Here is a 17,180-nt window from a genome sequence, read left to right on the forward strand (position 1 = left end):
AAAGAGCGGCGACTCATTTCATCCCCTATTTCGCCGCATTTACCCCCGAAGGCATAAAAGATATGAAAATTGGTGTAATCGGCGCAATGGAGCCGGAAGTTATTCACTTAATCGATTCTTTACAAAATTCTCACTCTAAAACCATTGCCGGCATTGAATTTGTAACTGGTGACTATGGGCAGCACCAGCTTATCGTTACTCGTTCTGGTATTGGTAAAGTTACAGCAAGCATTGCCACAACTTTACTTATTCAAGAATTTGCCCCTGAATATATTATCAACACTGGCTCAGCTGGTGGTTTTGCAGACGACCTCAGCATTGGTGATATCGTGATTTCTAATGAAGTTCGTCATCACGATGTAGACGTTACCGCTTTTGGATACGAAATTGGACAAGTACCACAGCAACCAGCGGCCTATAAACCTCACCCAACTTTGGTTGAGGCAGCTAAAAAAGCCATTGATAAAATCGGCCAAGTAAAAACCATTGAAGGTTTAATTTGCTCTGGTGACAGCTTTATCAATGATCCTGAGCGAGCTAAGATCATGCTATCCAATTTCCCAACCATGGCGGCTTGTGAAATGGAGGCGGCAGCCGTGGCTCAAGTGTGTTATCAATATCAAAAGCCTTTCGTGGTGATCCGTTCTCTATCTGATAATGCTAATGATGATTCCGCAGTGGATTTTGATTCATATATTGTCAAAGCCGGTCATCATTCGGCACTCATGGTATTAGCATTAACTGAGTTTTTATAAATTAAATTGGCAATTATGCTGGATACACTGGTTAATCTGATTGAACAAGACCTAGCTTATTATCGACAAGCGGCCATTTTATTTGCCGCTATGATAATGGCGCATTTTATTCAACTACCTCGACTCCAGCAGCCTTTATTTCAATTCGGCAGGTTAGCCAAACAGTTTGCGATACATGTTAATCACCCACATAGGGCTTTAACCCAAAGAAAAATTGCAGGTTCACTTTCAATACTCTTGCTTACTCTCCCATTTATTCTGCTGATTTATTTTTTTATTGCTTTAGCTCATTACCCTTGGTTCTTTGAATTTTTACTTTTGTATCTATGCTTGCAAGATAGTCAAATTATCAAAGAAAGCGCTAATATTGCTTTGTTAAGTCATCAGCAACAAAAAAAACAAGCTCGTAATAAATTAGCAAATTGGACCGCAAGAGATACTGAAACTTTGAGTTTTGTTGGGATAAACAAAGCTACCATCGAAACCAGTATAGGTTCAACGCAATATAACTTTGTTAGTGTTCTTTTAGCGTTTTTAATCGGTGGAGTGCCACTCGTGCTAACTTATAAAATGCTGCAAAGGCTTGATGATGTATGGCCGATTTCCAATCCAAAATTCCATGGCTTTAATTACTTTCTTAATGCCATCATAAGAGCCTTTAACTTTATACCCAGTCTTCTTTTTTCAGGAATGATGGCCGTGATTTGTGGTTGGAGAGGTTTTAAAATATGGTTACAACAAGCGTTTATTCCTCAACACATAGGTCAACCTCAATTAACGTTTGCCCTTGTCGCTACAAAACTTAACATAGAACTGGGTGGCCCTCAGCTATTCAGTGGCATTAAAGTTCATCAAGCTAAATTTTGTTCTGGACCAACGCCAACACCTCAGCATATTATTGATGTAGCAAAATTGCTCAGCAAAATAGAACTTTTTATTATCGCAGCTCTTCTAACCTGTATTGTCTTTTTTCCACTGAGTAAGTTCTAAGGTCTGCTAAAACACAATCCGTAATAAAACTATGTCATACTGACTATGTCGTTGTTCGTTTCTAGATAATAGGAGAGCAAAGCTTGAGCGCTGAATGGATAAATAGTTTTTTTCTTATTTCTGCAGTCTTGATCGCCATCAGCGTATTGCTCAGCCCCTTATCCTCTCGTCTTGGTGTTCCTATCTTATTGGTTTTTTTAGCCGTTGGCATCTTGGCTGGCGTTGATGGATTGGGTGGAATTGTATTTAATGACTTCTCTCTCGCTTACCTTGTCAGCAACCTTGCTCTAGCCATAATTCTGCTTGATGGTGGATTACGAACACGGGTAAGTAGTTTCAAAATATCTCTTGGCCCCGCCTTATCTCTATCAACCTTAGGAGTTGCGTTAACCACCATCATAACAGGCTCTATGGCCGCTTGGCTTTTTGATTTAAGCATAATGCAAGGGCTACTATTGGGAGCGATTGTTGGCTCTACAGATGCAGCAGTCGTGTTCTCATTAATGAAGGGATTGAGCATTAATGAAAGGGTAGAGGCAACACTGGAAATTGAATCAGGTAGCAATGACCCTATGGCGGTATTTTTAACCGTTACTCTTATTTCACTTCTATCTATGAGCCAAACTGAATCCTCAGGCTTTATGATGATTTGGCACTTTATTCAAAACTTTGGAGTTGGAATCGCTTTAGGTATCGGTGGTGGCTGGTTACTCTGGCAACTCATCAACCATATTCAATTAGACGAAGGCTTGTATGCCATTTTAGCTTTAAGTGGTGGATTACTAATTTATGCTATCAGTAATAGCCTTGATGGCAGCGGCATTTTATCAATTTATCTCGCTGGAGTCTGGCTTGGTAACCACCCTACTCGCGGACGCCACATTATTTTAGCAGTACTCGACGGTGTGACTTGGATGAGCCAAATTGGTATGTTCTTAATATTAGGGTTACTGCTGACCCCATCATCATTAACCGGCATGATTGTGCCAAGTTTGTTATTGGCTTTTGGAATGATTTTTATTGGTCGCCCTATTTCAGTATGGTTAAGCTTATTGCCTTTCAAACACTTTAGTAAGCGCCAACGCTGGTTTATTTCATGGGTTGGATTAAGAGGAGCAGTTCCCATCATCCTTGCCGTCTATCCAATGATGGCAGGCCTGCCCAATGCACAGCTTTACTTTAACGTCGCCTTCTTCGTAGTACTTGTATCATTGTTAGCTCAAGGTTCAACACTTACTTATGCTGCAAAATTAGCAAAAGTGATTTTACCTCCGAAACCAGAACCTATTTCTCGTTCAGGCATCGAAATCTACCCAAAAAGTGAATGGGAAGTTTTTGTTTACCAACTGGGCTCCAACAAATGGTGCATTGGTGAACCCTTAAACTCTCTAAGTATGCCTAAAGGCACAAGAGTAGTCGCGTTGTTCAGAAATCAAAAAATGTTACAACCATCCACAAGAACTAAGCTAAAAAAAGATGATGTGCTGTGTGTCCTAGCAAAAGAAATTAACTTGATGGCATTAAGTGAACTCTTCAGTCAAGCTCCTGAGAGTGATATCGGTATCACACCGACTCGTTTCTTGGGTGATTTCTTTATTGATCCACAAACACCACTTATACAACTGGCACCTATGTATGCCATAACGCTTACCGATGAGTATCAAAATTGGAAAGTACAAGACTTATTTGATAATAAAGTAGGTGAGTCACCCGTAATTGGGGATCAGTTTAAATGGCAATCCCTACGCTGGATTGTGGCTGAAATGCAAGATGATAAAATTAGCCGCGTAGGGATACAGTTGCCTAAATCAGCTTAAAAGCGATAGCCAAAACCTAAATTAAAGGTTTTCAAATCAACTTTATCCATTTTGCTGTAGTCATAAAAAAAGTTAACTTCACCACCAAAATCAAATTGGTATTGCCAACCGATAGCACCATACACGCCTTCACCGGTTCTGGTATAAGTTCTGGTTTTTGTATTAGACACTTTCTGATCAAACTCAGTGGAATAACGTTGAACACCCAATTTAAAAACAACTCGATTTCGCTCAGAAAGAGGTTGAGAATACACGCCTACGAGCCTAAAGCTATCCACACCGTCTAATGCAGAAATGTTAAGAACATCATTAAAGATTAATTCTAGTGGCTCTGTATCTACCGATTTATAACCAGCTTCAATACCCCAGTTGTTATCAAGCTGATATCGATATGAAAAGTCCAAACCGATTTTACCATTATCTGTTTCAATGGTTTTGCTATTGCTTGAAGTATCGCCTGCGTTCAATGCAATGGCTAAAGCATGATTATCTTCAGCAACTGCATGAAAAGAAGAACAAACCAGTAAAGCCGCTAAACAGTATTTCATAACACTTTCTCCGATAAATAGTCACTCATACCAACTTGCATTCAGTATAGTTAAGAGTTTCAAAACACCAACTGAAAATGCTTGTATTTATTAGAGTAAAAGCGTTTAAGAATAAATGGAATCAGGTGTTACTTGTATAAATTCGGGCTGTTTTCATCAGGTCGAGTTTTAAAACGACGATGTAACCACATCCATTGAGCAGGATTGCGACTAATCAGCTCTTCAATGATTTTATTACCACGAAGTGCATCATCTACTTCATTTTCCCCTGGAAAATCCTCAAGAGGTGGCATTAATTCCACACTGTAACCAGTGTCACCTTCATTTCTCTCAACAAACATTGGTACCACTTTAGCTTTGCCCAGTTTAGCCAATGTCGTCGCACCAGTTATCGTAGCGGCTTCTTTAACGCCAAAAAATGGAATGAATACGGCGCTAGAACGGCCAAAATCTTGATCGGCTGTATACCAAATCAACTCAGCATTTCGCAAAGCCTTAACCATTTTACGCATGTCACGCTTTGGAATGAGGCCTTTATTCGAACGTAAGCGACCTTTTACTTGAAGGTATTCCATAACTGGGTTGTTATGAGGGCGATAAACCCCAACCCCCGGATTAAACTGACCAATGATCCTTGCACCCATTTCTAATGGTAAGCAATGCACTGCGAATAAAATGACACCATGACCCGCATTAATATTATCTGTTACATGATGAGCACCATTCAGACTCATGTGCTTTTGCACTCGGCTATCACTCCACCACCATGCATTAATTGAGTCAAAAATAGCTTTTCCGGTTTCTTCGAAATTGCTTACCAGTAGCTTTTCTTGCTCCTCTTTCGGCATATCAGGAAAACATAATTCAAGATTTCGCTTGGCCGTTTTTGCACGTTTACCTATTAGTTTTAACGCTAATCGACCAATTCCTGCTCCCAATTTCATTTGCATAGAAAGCGGTAATAATAAGGTTGAACGAACTATGCCAACACCAAACCAAACCAACCAAAACTTAGGGTGCAATAATCGAAAAGAAAAATCAGCCTTATCTACCACGAGTGACTCACTACAAAATAAAAATTAGTAACATTTTAACTCATCTACGGTAAAATCTAACCTTATTATTTCCTGTAAAAGATTAAATACCATGAAGGTTTCTCTTCCCGCACTGGAAAATGCAAAAGTGCTCGTTGTTGGCGATGTGATGTTAGACCGCTACTGGACAGGCCCAACAGGGCGTATCTCTCCAGAAGCGCCTGTGCCTGTTGTTAAAATTGATCAAATTGAAGACAGACCGGGTGGAGCAGCCAACGTTGCCCTCAATATCGCCAGCCTAGGGGGGCAGGTTCAACTGGCAGGGATCATTGGAGAAGATGAAGCAGGTCGCTCATTAACAAAATCGTTAGAGACACAAGGTGTAACGCCAAAATGGCACTCGATTTCTCTACTGCCAACAATAACCAAGTTAAGAGTTCTTTCTCGTCATCAGCAATTGATTCGTTTAGATTTTGAAGAACCTTTTACAGAAGATGACAGCGAAGCATTACTTACGAGTTCTGAAAAACATCTGGATAGTGCTTCTGTAGCGATTTTATCCGATTACGCTAAAGGAGCTATCTACAACCCAACAGCGTTTATTGCAAAAGCAAAATCGAAGAATGTTAAAGTGTTGGTCGACCCAAAAGGCAGTGATTTTTCTCGCTATCAAGGCGCAAGCTTGATCACTCCTAACCTATCAGAATTTGAAGCCGTTGTTGGTAAGGTCGCAAGCGAACATGACTTGCAACAAAAAGCGGAACAACTTCTGAATGACTTTGATATCGAAGCTATTTTGATCACTCGTTCTGAAAAAGGCATGACTCTTGTCAGTCGTTCCGAGCCAGTATTACATATCCCTACCGTAGCCCGTGAAGTTTATGATGTAACGGGAGCTGGCGATACTGTAATTTCAACATTAGCGACTTGTTTGGCAGCTGGCAGTGATTTAGCTCAGGCATGTTTGATAGCTAATGCCGCAGCAGGCATTGTGGTCGGTAAGCTAGGGACATCAACAGTTTCACGTATCGAGCTAATTGAAGCATTAAAAACTCATCACGGAGAGTCAGGCTTAGGTGTTGTATCTGAAGAACAGCTATTAGACACCCTGCAACAAGCTAAGGCTAAAGGTGAGAAGATCGTAATGACCAATGGTTGCTTTGATATTCTACATGCAGGTCATGTCAGCTACCTTTCTCAAGCTCGCAATTTAGGTGACAGGCTCATCGTTGCAGTAAATTCAGATGATTCGGTAAAACGCCTTAAAGGTGAAGAGCGTCCTATCAATACATTAGATAGACGTATGGCAGTATTGGCTGGACTGAATGCTGTTGATTGGGTTGTACCTTTTAGCGAAGATACGCCACAGCGTTTAATTGCAAACTTACTTCCGAATTTACTGGTTAAAGGTGGTGATTATCAAGTTGAAGACATTGCTGGCGGTAAAGAAGTTATAGCCGCAGGTGGTGAAGTCAAAGTTCTTTGTTTTGAAGATGGTATTTCTACTACCGCCATTATTGAAAATATTATGGCAAATCAATAATGCTGTTTGGGTTGCTGTTAACGGCCAGTTTTTGGGTGAATATTGAAGATAAACAAGCGTTAATTTGTAATATCAATCACCTAAGTGAGTGTATACAGCAGCTCCCCACCTCTGTTCAACAGACCTTATCCTCACAAAACATTACACAAAATATGGCATTTCGCGATGCCATGGTAATTTCCTTTAAGGATAAAACGTTATCCGGAGTCATTTTTTTAAACCCTAAAGCCACTGCCAGTGAAGTGTACAGCTTTGTTGATGGAAACAAGGTTCAGCTAAAGCTCAAACAACCATTACAACTTAGCCTATGGCACGAACAGGGGCATTTACAAAATAATCAAATCATCACACCGTTGCTAAAAAGACCACTGACAAAAAGTGAACACGAAAGCTTTGCTGATCTATATGCAGTATGGGAAAGCGTCAACAAAACCAAAAACTTAGAACTCGCTTGGCAACAATATCATCGCCGCAACTTAAATGTGATAAATCAAGAGTCTGATTACTCTCACTGGAGCGTGCCTCTGTTGTATTATGCCCTCGAGCACTATAGCGCTGAAGACATCTTAGCGTTTCCTTCTTATGCAGAGTTTGCCAGTGACCTTTTAAGCCATTACTCCCCTTTAAGCCAAGATGAACAGCGTGAGTTTCGTTCCCTCATAAAACATTTGTTTCACTCCCATAGCACGTTTAATCAGCGTCGGTATTTGTCGTGGCGGCGAGCAAAATTCAGTGCCTATTTAACTCCAACCTTGAATGCATTGCTCAATAAAAAGCAAGCACGCACATTGCTTGAAAACCTTGCACTACCTTTAGCCAATAATCTGAATCACCCCTGAACAATTGTTTGAATTAAAAGCAAAAGCCGTTCCCCTTTGATAAGCTCAGAATCAACTTAATATCAGTCATTGTTATTCAGTAAGAGAAGAGAGGTTACTGAGTCCTTGTCAAAACGCTTTTATCAAACTGGTTTCGATAAGAACGTAAAAGTTCGAGGAAACAAATCTGTTGATTGTTGAATTAGGAAACTGATCTATGGCAAAACGATCTAAGTCTCAAACAGAATTAACCATAAACCAAATTAAAGATGAGGCATTTAAGCAAATCATAGAAATCGGATTTGATAATATGTCGTACACGACCCTTTCACAAGCAACAGGGATCAGCCGAACGGGGATCAGTCATCACTTCCCTAAAAAAACCGACTTCTTGGTTAAACTAGATGACAGAATTGCCGAGCTCTTTGTTGGAGCACTCGACTTCACATCTATCAATAGCCTCGAAGCATCTTGGCTCAAATCATTTGATGAGCCAGAGTCAAAAGCCATACTTTCACTCTTCTTTCGCCTATGCGGCAATGAGTATTCATCAATTAATCAATTTCAAGCAATAGAAAACAGCCTTGAAGAAGCCAAAAACCAACTAGGTGAAGAAGGTGAGAAACTACTGAAATTTTTAATTGGTTCAGCCGCTGTAAGTTTGCTTCGTTATTGAATAGCTTTACGTGCGACAAAAATAGCTACACACCCAATGGTATATAATTCTACATCATCAAAGTAACGCTTTAATCCCGCTTTCAGGCTAGACACATCATCCCCGATATTACTGAAAGCGCCTTTTTCATTATAAAAACTCATCAATTTGCTTGCTACGGCTGTTTTAGGTAATCCCTCTCCGATTATCGTGCTACCAAATAGTACTCCTTCAGGTGTAATATGATCGGCTAAAAAGCCAAAAGCCTGACACTTTTCAGCCATGCTTCCAGGCAAACAATGGAGCAAATAGTTAATGCTAATGGAATCAAACTTATCTCCTTTTAACGAAATGGGTTCCAATGCGTTACCTTGATTAATTTCAGGAGAAAAACGGCTAATCCTTTGTGCTGTAACAGCTAAACTGTTTGGATTTAGATCTAATAATGCCACTCTACGTGGTTTATCTTTTAAGCATTTATCCAAAAAATATCCAGTACCTACCCCGACGTCGAGATGATTGTCACTGACGAGTTCAGAAAATAAAGCTCGAAGATGTTTGGTGGGACAACGCCAAATAAAACGATTTGAAATGCCAAGCACCCAAATGTCATAGATCATTAAAATTTTTTTAGAGTAAATAGCCTGACCGGCATCAATGGTTTCTGGTGAGATTTTAGAGCTCATAACAATACTCAAACTGCAGTAATGCTGATAAGCATAGCATTAAGAATATGAATAATTGCTTGATAATAAATTAAGAATACTTAAAAGATGGTACGGGAGGAGAGACTTGAACTCTCACACCTTGCGGCACCAGAACCTAAATCTGGCGTGTCTACCAATTCCACCACTCCCGCATAGACAAGATTGCACTTTTACTAAAGTACGAAAAATGGCTGGGATACCAGGATTCGAACCTGGGAATGCCGAGATCAAAACCCGGTGCCTTACCGCTTGGCGATATCCCAATCTAAAACTTTAATTTATTTAATAGATTAACTATTAAATGGTACGGGAGGAGAGACTTGAACTCTCACACCTTGCGGCACCAGAACCTAAATCTGGCGTGTCTACCAATTCCACCACTCCCGCACGGAGTCTTTAGTTTTACATCTCACTCTTTATTTCAAAGAATAGATGGTAGCTATGGCGGGACTTGAACCTGCGACCCCAGCATTATGAGTGCTGTGCTCTAACCAGCTGAGCTACATAGCCAAAGATGGCTGGGATACCAGGATTCGAACCTGGGAATGCCGAGATCAAAACCCGGTGCCTTACCGCTTGGCGATATCCCAATAAACCTTTTTTTGCGCTCTTAGAGAATGGCTGGGATACCAGGATTCGAACCTGGGAATGCCGAGATCAAAACCCGGTGCCTTACCGCTTGGCGATATCCCAATCTAAGATTGCTTTATTTAATGAGCTAACTTTAGCAAATTAATTCATTAAATGGTACGGGAGGAGAGACTTGAACTCTCACACCTTGCGGCACCAGAACCTAAATCTGGCGTGTCTACCAATTCCACCACTCCCGCACGGAGTCTCTATGTTTTACATCTTAGAGAAGATGGTAGCTATGGCGGGACTTGAACCTGCGACCCCAGCATTATGAGTGCTGTGCTCTAACCAGCTGAGCTACATAGCCACTTTGCTTTGCTCCTCGTGAGGAACGGGGCGTATTATGCTTATTCGCCCTAAGCAGGTCAACCGCTTTTTTTGTAAAAATACGCCTAACGCCATCAAACGGTCATGATTTCAGCAAGACGCTCAAAAAAGCGGTTTTTTAATTAGGATATCTCCTAATTTTTATACATTAAATAAGAAGTGCATCACGTCGCCGTCTTTCACTTCGTAGGTTTTACCTTCTACACGCAGCTTACCGGCTTCTTTAGCACCGTTTTCACCTTTGAATTCGATGAAGTCATTATAAGAAGTTACTTGAGCACGAATAAAGCCACGTTCAAAATCAGTATGGATAACGCCCGCGGCTTGTGGAGCTAATGCGCCTACAGGAATGGTCCATGCACGTACTTCTTGTACACCTGCGGTAAAGTAAGTATGAAGGTCAAGAAGTGAATAGCCTGCGTTAATTACACGGTTCAGCCCTGGTTCTTCTAAGCCTAATTCCGACAAAAACTCTTGCTGCTCTTCAGCATCCATCTCTGCCAGTTCTGATTCAATTGCCGCGCAAACTGGAACAACTACTGCATTTTCTGATTCAGCAATGCTACGAACTGCATCTAAATGCGGGTTATTTTCAAAACCATCATCAGATACGTTAGCAATGTACATAGTCGGCTTAAGGGTTAAAAAGTTTAAGTAACGAACCGCGGCCAATTCCTCTTTTGCAAGATCTAGTGAACGCAACATGTTGCACTCATCTAAAACAGGACGCATCTTCTCTAGAACCGTTAGCTCGAATTTAGCGTCTTTGTCACCGCCTTTCGCTTTTTTGGTTTGACGTAAAACCGCACGTTCAAGACTATCTAAGTCCGCTAATGCGAGTTCAGTGTTAATCACTTCAATATCACGAGCAGGATCGACACCGTCAGAAACGTGAACGATGTTGTCGTCTTCAAAACAACGCACCACATGACCAATCGCATCCGTTTCACGAATGTTGGCTAAAAACTTATTACCTAAACCTTCACCTTTAGAGGCGCCAGCAACCAAACCTGCAATATCAACAAACTCCATGGTGGTTGGTAATACTTTTTTCGGGTTTACAATATCAGCCAATGCATTTAAACGTGCATCAGGTACAGGAACCACCCCAGTATTAGGCTCGATAGTACAAAACGGAAAGTTTGCCGCTTCGATACCTGCTTGAGTCAATGCATTAAATAATGTGGACTTGCCCACGTTAGGAAGGCCAACAATGCCGCACTTAAATCCCATAACTTGATTACCTTAATTTGCTTTAAACGAATGCAGTCTTTGCATGGCACTTGCCATGTCCTGCTTAAACAGTATTTCAGTTGAACGAACTGCCTCATCAATAGCGGCGTCCATCAATTCTTGATCGGTTGGACTGGCTTTACTCAACACATAATTACTGACCAAGTTTTTATGTCCTGGGTGACCAATACCAATGCGAAGTCGATAAAAATTTTTATTATTGGCAAGTCTAGCAATGATGTCTTTTAAGCCATTATGACCACCATGACCACCACCTAACTTGAACTTTGCAATGCCGGGAGGCATATCTAACTCGTCATGAGCCACTAATATTTGCTCAGGCAAAATCTTATAAAAATTAGCTAATGCCCCAACCGACTTTCCACTTAAATTCATAAAAGTGGTAGGAATAAGCAAACGAACGTCTTTTCCATGCAAAGTGGTTCTGGCCGTTAAACCAAAATACTTACTGTCCATGGCTAGGTTGGCACCTGTTATCCTCGCGAGTTCTCGAACATACCACTCCCCTGCATTATGGCGAGTGCGTTCATATTCAGTACCAGGATTTGCCAAACCGACGATCAGTTTTATGTCGCTCATTCTTTGCCTAATTCTTAGTGAAAGATTCAAAAACGGGGAATTTTACCACTGAGTGAGTGGCTTTTAAACTTTGTTTGTAATTGCTTTGCACTCTCAGCCTGAAACTACAAGGGGAATTAAAATAATCACCATCCAGAATGAATAAAGTTTAACCACAAAAGTTTTTGATTTTGATATGATTATTTTTTATTAAGGTCATTTAAATCACTATGAAAATACTCGTTATTGGTGCTACTGGCACTATAGGTCAAGCCATTGTCTCTGAATTAGAGTCCAAACATCAAATAGTCAAAGCTTCTCGCTCTCAAGGCGATATTTTAATTGATCTTTCTTCCTCAGTTTCTATCAATTCTGCCTTTTCAAAGTTAACCAATCTCGATGCAGTAATCTGTGCGGCAGGAGCTGTTGCTTTTGCACCATTTAATGAAATGACTCGCGAACAATGGGATATTGGGATCAATAGTCGTTTAATGGGGCAGATTTACTTGGTACAACAAGCCTCCAGAATACTTAATGATAATGGCAGCATTACGTTAACGACAGGTATTATCGCCGACCATTCCATTTCAACGGGGGTCAGTGCAGCAACCTTGAGCGGTGCGATTCATCATTTTGTTCCTCATGTAGCGCTCGAGCTAACAAGAGGTATTAGAGTTAATTGCGTTAGTCCATCAGTGCTCACTGAATCGCTGGATACTTATGCTGATTATTTCCCAGGCTTTCAATCTATTTCAGCGAAAGAAGTTGCCCAATACTATGTTCGAGCTGTAGAAGGTGTTGAAACGGGGAAAGTGTTTAAAGCCTACAAGAATAACTAGGGCTTAAGCCATTAGTGACTCAAGCCCTTCAGTTGCTATATCTTCATATTAATGTATTTGGTTTCAAGGTATTCCTCTAAGCCTTGGTGACCACCTTCTCGACCTAATCCAGAAGACTTAACTCCTCCAAAAGGCGCAACTTCATTGGAAATGATCCCTGTATTCACACCAACAATTCCATACTCTAATGCTTCAGCAACCAACCACACTTTAGATACGTCTTTTGTGTAAAAGTAAGCAGCAAGACCATACTCTGTATCATTGGCTTTTTTAATCACATCATCCGTATCTGAAAATGAAAACAGTGGCGCAACAGGGCCAAATGTTTCTTCTTTTGCAATCCTCATCAAATCGTTCATATCGGTAAGTACTGTCGGCTCAAAAAAGTGACCTTTTTGCGCATTTGCTACTAACGTCGTTTTACCGCCAGCGAGTAATCTAGCACCTTTTTCCAATGCATCATCGACATGTTGCTGTACTTTCTTTGCCGCTTGATGGTTGATAAGAGGGCCAATGTCAGTACCGTCTTCGTCACCTCTCCCCACTTTTAATTGAGTAACTGCAGCAGCAAATTTACCAGCAAATTGATGATAGATGGACTCATGGACATAAATACGATTAGCACAGACACAAGTCTGTCCTGCATTTCTAAATTTACTTTGAATTGCACCTTCTACAGCAGCGTCAATATCAGCATCTTCAAACACAATAAAAGGAGCATTTCCACCAAGCTCCAGTGACAGCTTTTTGATTGTCGGAGCGCATTGAGCCATTAATATGCGACCCACTTGCGTAGAACCAGTGAAGGAAAGTTTTCTAACTACAGGGCTTTCACATAAAGTCTTACCGATCGCTTTAGCATCACCAGTTATTACATTTAATACTCCTGCAGGAATGCCAGCTTGATCTGCAAGTTCAGCTAAGGCTAATGCAGTTAATGGCGTATCAGGTGCAGGTTTGACGATCATGCTACAACCAGCGGCTAACGCAGCAGCAGCTTTACGAGTGATCATTGCCGCAGGAAAGTTCCATGGTGTAATGGCAGCCGTTACTCCAACAGCTTGCTTCATCACTACAATGCGATTTTCTGAACTTGGAGAAGCAACCAGTTCACCTGAAACCCGTTTTGCTTCTTCTGAGTACCACTTAATAAAGGAAGCAGCATATACAATTTCACCTTTGGCTTCAGCTAAAGGTTTACCCTGCTCAAAGGTCAGTAATTCAGCTAATGAGTCTTTGTTAGCTAAAATCAACTCATACCAACTTAGTAATTGCTGACTACGCTCGTGGCTAGATTTTTTACTCCACAGTTTTTGAGCTTGCTCTGAAGATTTGATAGCCATTTGGGTTTCTTCGCTTCCCATATTAGGCACTAGAGCAATCACACTGCCATCACAAGGGTTGGTAATGGCCATCTCTGCTCCATTTTTTGCATCTAGCCACTGACCGTGAATATAAGACTGCTGTTTTAGCACTCCTTTGTCATTTGGAACCATTACTCTACCTCTACTGAATTTATTATTAGAATAAAAAATTGAGCAAATTTTAACACTTTAGACTTTTTAGTTACATAAAACTTAGTTAGTATACTTTTACGTTTTATTTAAAACTCGACAACAAAAGGCTACATATGAAGGATTTGAACAAAAAAAGTATAAGAAACTCCATCCATATTCTTGCAAGCTTTCTTGTCATTGCTATGTCTCTATCTCCTGCTGTGACTTCCGCAACCACTCCAGTCACCTTAGATATTTTTTCTCAAAAACTGAATTTAAATTTGCCTGAAAACTGGAAAAAGGTACATAAAGAAAACTTAACTAATATGTTTTCAGCCGAGTTCATTCCTGAACATCAACACTTAAATGAATGGGAAGAATTAATTTGTATTCAAGGTTTTCATAATGTTTCAGAAGACGTAAAACCAGAAAAATTCTTAGACAGCTTAGCCCAAACCTATCAAGAGCACTGCCAAGGTGAAGTGGTTTTTCAACCTATGGGAGAAGTAACTCTCAATGGCTATAACGGTAGCCATGGCATTTTAGGCTGTACTCGCATGCCGAATATCCACACGATTAGAACAGGAAAAGTCCAAACTGTCGTAACTCAGCCACAAGGTGAAATTGGATACTTTACTGTATTAAGTACTGCTGACGCATTGATTTTGCTTCACAAGTCTCAACGAGGAAAAGTATTCGATAGTAAGCATCCTCCTTTAAGTAATCATAACTATCAGGCTTTTATTGATAATTTACTTTAAAAATAGAGCTCTAGACATCTATTTGAAATTTCTCTACAATCCATACCCTTGTCAGCCTTTCGTGGTGCCTTCTCTTTTGGGTGAAGGATAATCGGGAAATCGGTGAGTGCTTTGCATTAATCCGATACTGCCCCCGCAACGGTGATGGTGAAGCTTTTTACATAACTCGTAATTATGCTGTGTTGGCAATATTGCCAATATAACCTCAGTCCGGAGACCGGCCGTAATAGGTGATTTCGATGATTTCGGTGGGCAGATCTCGAAATGCGGCTGTTTTCTGCGCTTCGAAAACTCGCGACTCCCTGCCTCATTTTCTTAACTTTGGAACGTGAAAATGAGAACTACTCAGACTCTAATTGGTAAATACATCGCCAGTGTATTAGCCGCTACCAGCTTACTAGCGCCTCAAGCTATTGCAGCTCAAACTGATAAAAATGAAATAGATAAACCACTAGATATTTTTGTGGTTATTGGTCGCCGCTTAAATCATGAGTTAGATATTGCAAGCAATATAACTACTATTGATCAACAAGATATTATTGCCAGTGGCGCTAAAGATCTTGCCGACCTACTTAGAGGTCAAGCAGGAATTCAGGTCTCAGATTCAAACTCTGGCCCAACGTTTTCAATTCGTGGTTTTACAGGTAGTCAAGCTGTTAACAATACTCTCATTTTAATAGATGGAAGACGCTTAAATAATATTGATATTTCGGCACCAGATATTAGTAGCATTGGCTTGAATCAAATCGAACGTATCGAAGTTTTATCAGGCAGTGCTGGTGTACTTTATGGTGATCAAGCCGTCGGCGGTGTTATTAACATCATCACTAAATCACCACAAACTTCTCAAGGTAATATTCAATTATTAGCGGGTAGCTGGGATCACAAACGTGCCAATGCCAGCGTCAGTGGTGCGATTTCAGATAACTGGAGTTACTACTTAAACGGACAATATGACAAGAATGACAATTACCGTGAGCATAATGCTAGCAAAACAGGCAATGCCCTAGGCCGATTAGAATACAAAGATAATTCATCGCGTTTTTTTGTCGAAGCCAATCATTCTGATAATCACCGCTTATATGCAGGCTCACTGACTGAAGCAAAATATAAAGAAAATCCTCGTCAAGCTAACTCTGGTTCATTAAAAGATTATAACCATACAATTACTAATGTCGCTCGAACAGGTTGGAGACAAGAGCTTAACAGTATTTGGCAAGCGGATATCGAACTGACTCACAGTGATTCAAATAGTAAAGGTTTTCAATTTGGCTCGAACAGAAAAGACCGCACACTAACTAGCCTGTATTCAAAACTTATCGCCGATTACCCAACTCAACAAGGAAATATAAACTGGATTATAGGTAGTGATATTACTATCGGTAAGGCAAGCTTTTTATCTAATTCTCTTAATCGCTCAAACACCCAAACCACTGCCGCGCTTTATACACAAGCTATCATCCCTCTCAATCAATCGATAAGCTACACCCTTGGTGGTCGCTATGCTTCGGCTAAAGACGAGTTAACAGATAAAAAGATCTATCCAAATGGGACTGACTTAAACGAGAATGCCACCGCCTTTGAAATAGCGCTTAACTATCAGCTGAATAAAATTAACCGTTTATATCTACGAGCAGAGACTAACTTCCGTTTTGCCAAGGTAGATGAACAAGCATACACCTCACCTAATGTGCACGGATTAAAGCCTCAAACGGGTAAATCATTTGAAGCAGGTTGGAATTTCACCCCTCTTAATCACACCATCAAATTTAACCTATTCCGTTTAGAGTTAACCGATGAAATCATTTTTGACCCTAGCGCTCAAAAGCCAAAAGGTGGAACCTTTAATGGTGCTAATGTTAACGCCGATGCTTCCCGTCGTAACGGAGTGAGTATTAACTGGAGTTGGCAACTGAATGACGACATCACTCTTGGTGCTGAATACAATTATATCGATGCAGTGTTCACTGAAGGCAAAAATACTGGCAACCACCTTTCTTGGGTAGCTAAAAACAATGCTCGTGTTAACAGCCAGATCGATTTTACTAACAACCTGCAACTTTCACTATCTGCAAACTATATCGGTAGTCGCTATTTGGAAGGAGATAACGCCAATTTAGGTAATAAAATCCCTGATTATGTACTTGTGAATACAGCATTAAACTATCAGCTTGAAGATTGGCGAGTGACCTTAAGTGCTGAAAATCTAGCCGATAAATCTTACATTAGTTCTGGCTTTTACAGCAAATTTGGCAGCGGGTTTTATATCGGTAATGGCCGTAATATCAACCTAAGCATCAATTATCAGTTCTAATATTTTTCAAAAATCAATGCCAGTTATGCAATTAGCTGGCATTATTTTGCTGAAATTATCGACACCCGCAGCTTAAGTTTGACAAAAGTAGAAGTTTTGTCAAAACAACTCCTTTATACTGTCTTAGCATT

15 protein-coding genes, 8 tRNA genes and 1 riboswitch are annotated in these 17,180 nt (G+C 40.5%); of the genes, 9 read left to right on the top strand and 14 right to left on the bottom strand.

The genetic code is table 11. The features are described 5' to 3' along the window. Positions 1-62: 62 nt before the first annotated feature. The 3 genes from AC1EU0_RS08455 to AC1EU0_RS08465 all read left to right on the top strand — a co-directional run bounded on the left by AC1EU0_RS08455 (position 63) and on the right by AC1EU0_RS08465 (position 3,562). Positions 63-755, top strand: a complete 693-nt coding sequence (locus AC1EU0_RS08455) for a 5'-methylthioadenosine/adenosylhomocysteine nucleosidase (RefSeq protein ID WP_480301975.1) — start codon at positions 63-65, stop codon at positions 753-755. A 15-nt stretch (positions 756-770) separates the two neighbouring features. Continuing rightward, a complete protein-coding gene (locus AC1EU0_RS08460; RefSeq protein WP_480301976.1) occupies positions 771-1,745 on the top strand; it encodes a cobalamin biosynthesis protein CobD/CbiB in 975 nt (324 codons plus the stop codon). Between the two features lie 83 nt (positions 1,746-1,828). Continuing rightward, the gene (locus AC1EU0_RS08465) at positions 1,829-3,562 is read left to right on the top strand and encodes a potassium/proton antiporter (protein WP_480301977.1); all 1,734 of its coding nucleotides are present in this window, start codon (positions 1,829-1,831) and stop codon (positions 3,560-3,562) included. Here the strand turns inward: AC1EU0_RS08465 and AC1EU0_RS08470 are convergent. Then, positions 3,559-4,110: a porin family protein gene (locus AC1EU0_RS08470; RefSeq protein WP_480301978.1), complete on the bottom strand. Its 552-nt coding sequence runs from the start codon at positions 4,108-4,110 to the stop codon at positions 3,559-3,561. The two genes, AC1EU0_RS08465 and AC1EU0_RS08470, sit on opposite strands and share 4 nt — an antisense overlap. Before the next feature lie 128 nt (positions 4,111-4,238). Continuing rightward, complete coding sequence (locus AC1EU0_RS08475) at positions 4,239-5,165, bottom strand: LpxL/LpxP family Kdo(2)-lipid IV(A) lauroyl/palmitoleoyl acyltransferase (protein WP_480301979.1); 927 nt, start codon at positions 5,163-5,165, stop codon at positions 4,239-4,241. Positions 5,166-5,256: 91 nt separating this feature from the next. Here AC1EU0_RS08475 and hldE point away from each other — a divergent pair, with 91 nt between their 5' ends. From hldE to AC1EU0_RS08490, 3 genes are all read left to right on the top strand, one after another. After that, positions 5,257-6,687, top strand: coding sequence for a bifunctional D-glycero-beta-D-manno-heptose-7-phosphate kinase/D-glycero-beta-D-manno-heptose 1-phosphate adenylyltransferase HldE (gene hldE / locus AC1EU0_RS08480; RefSeq protein WP_480301980.1), 1,431 nt, complete (start codon positions 5,257-5,259; stop codon positions 6,685-6,687). Further along, the gene (locus AC1EU0_RS08485; RefSeq protein ID WP_480301981.1) at positions 6,687-7,526 is read left to right on the top strand and encodes a hypothetical protein; all 840 of its coding nucleotides are present in this window, start codon (positions 6,687-6,689) and stop codon (positions 7,524-7,526) included. The genes hldE and AC1EU0_RS08485 overlap by 1 nt, the downstream gene beginning before the upstream one ends. Positions 7,527-7,722: 196 nt before the next feature. Then, positions 7,723-8,181 carry a TetR family transcriptional regulator gene (locus AC1EU0_RS08490; protein WP_480301982.1) on the top strand — a complete coding sequence of 153 codons (459 nt, stop codon included), beginning with the start codon at positions 7,723-7,725 and terminating at the stop codon, positions 8,179-8,181. Here AC1EU0_RS08490 and AC1EU0_RS08495 read toward each other — a convergent pair. From AC1EU0_RS08495 to pth, 11 genes are all read right to left on the bottom strand, one after another. Further along, complete coding sequence (locus AC1EU0_RS08495; RefSeq protein WP_480301983.1) at positions 8,175-8,846, bottom strand: class I SAM-dependent methyltransferase; 672 nt, start codon at positions 8,844-8,846, stop codon at positions 8,175-8,177. The two genes, AC1EU0_RS08490 and AC1EU0_RS08495, sit on opposite strands and share 7 nt — an antisense overlap. A gap of 88 nt (positions 8,847-8,934) precedes the next feature. Beyond that, positions 8,935-9,019, bottom strand: a tRNA-Leu gene (locus AC1EU0_RS08500). 36 nt (positions 9,020-9,055) lie between these two features. Next, positions 9,056-9,130, bottom strand: a tRNA-Gln gene (locus AC1EU0_RS08505). A gap of 39 nt (positions 9,131-9,169) precedes the next feature. Beyond that, positions 9,170-9,254 (bottom strand) — tRNA-Leu (locus AC1EU0_RS08510). Between the two features lie 46 nt (positions 9,255-9,300). Continuing rightward, positions 9,301-9,377 (bottom strand) — tRNA-Met (locus AC1EU0_RS08515). Between the two features lie 5 nt (positions 9,378-9,382). Beyond that, positions 9,383-9,457: transfer RNA gene (locus AC1EU0_RS08520), tRNA-Gln, on the bottom strand. Between the two features lie 28 nt (positions 9,458-9,485). Continuing rightward, positions 9,486-9,560: transfer RNA gene (locus tag AC1EU0_RS08525), tRNA-Gln, on the bottom strand. A gap of 52 nt (positions 9,561-9,612) precedes the next feature. Next, positions 9,613-9,697 (bottom strand) — tRNA-Leu (locus AC1EU0_RS08530). Positions 9,698-9,730: 33 nt separating this feature from the next. Then, a tRNA-Met gene (locus AC1EU0_RS08535) sits at positions 9,731-9,807 on the bottom strand. Positions 9,808-9,968: 161 nt separating this feature from the next. Beyond that, a complete protein-coding gene (gene ychF, locus AC1EU0_RS08540; RefSeq protein WP_480301984.1) occupies positions 9,969-11,060 on the bottom strand; it encodes a redox-regulated ATPase YchF in 1,092 nt (363 codons plus the stop codon). 12 nt (positions 11,061-11,072) lie between these two features. Then, positions 11,073-11,660, bottom strand: a complete 588-nt coding sequence (pth, locus tag AC1EU0_RS08545; RefSeq protein WP_480301985.1) for an aminoacyl-tRNA hydrolase — start codon at positions 11,658-11,660, stop codon at positions 11,073-11,075. Positions 11,661-11,869: 209 nt separating this feature from the next. Between pth and AC1EU0_RS08550 the strand changes: the two genes are divergently transcribed. Continuing rightward, positions 11,870-12,478: a short chain dehydrogenase gene (locus tag AC1EU0_RS08550; protein ID WP_480301986.1), complete on the top strand. Its 609-nt coding sequence runs from the start codon at positions 11,870-11,872 to the stop codon at positions 12,476-12,478. A gap of 35 nt (positions 12,479-12,513) precedes the next feature. Here AC1EU0_RS08550 and AC1EU0_RS08555 read toward each other — a convergent pair whose 3' ends face one another. Further along, positions 12,514-13,974, bottom strand: coding sequence for an NAD-dependent succinate-semialdehyde dehydrogenase (locus AC1EU0_RS08555; protein ID WP_480301987.1), 1,461 nt, complete (start codon positions 13,972-13,974; stop codon positions 12,514-12,516). A gap of 134 nt (positions 13,975-14,108) precedes the next feature. On the opposite strand from AC1EU0_RS08555, the gene AC1EU0_RS08560 reads away from it, so the two are divergent. Both AC1EU0_RS08560 and AC1EU0_RS08565 read left to right on the top strand, forming a co-directional pair. Next, entirely contained in the window at positions 14,109-14,735 is a 627-nt protein-coding gene (locus tag AC1EU0_RS08560) for a hypothetical protein (protein WP_480301988.1), read from the top strand. Positions 14,736-14,780: 45 nt separating this feature from the next. Beyond that, a riboswitch (cobalamin riboswitch) is annotated at positions 14,781-14,975 on the top strand. A 94-nt stretch (positions 14,976-15,069) separates the two neighbouring features. After that, positions 15,070-17,049 (top strand): TonB-dependent receptor, encoded by a 1,980-nt coding sequence (locus AC1EU0_RS08565; protein WP_480301989.1) that lies wholly within the window; start codon positions 15,070-15,072, stop codon positions 17,047-17,049. The last annotated feature ends 131 nt before the right edge of the window (positions 17,050-17,180 follow it).

This window comes from Parashewanella sp. 2210YD4-3 (assembly GCF_056591735.1).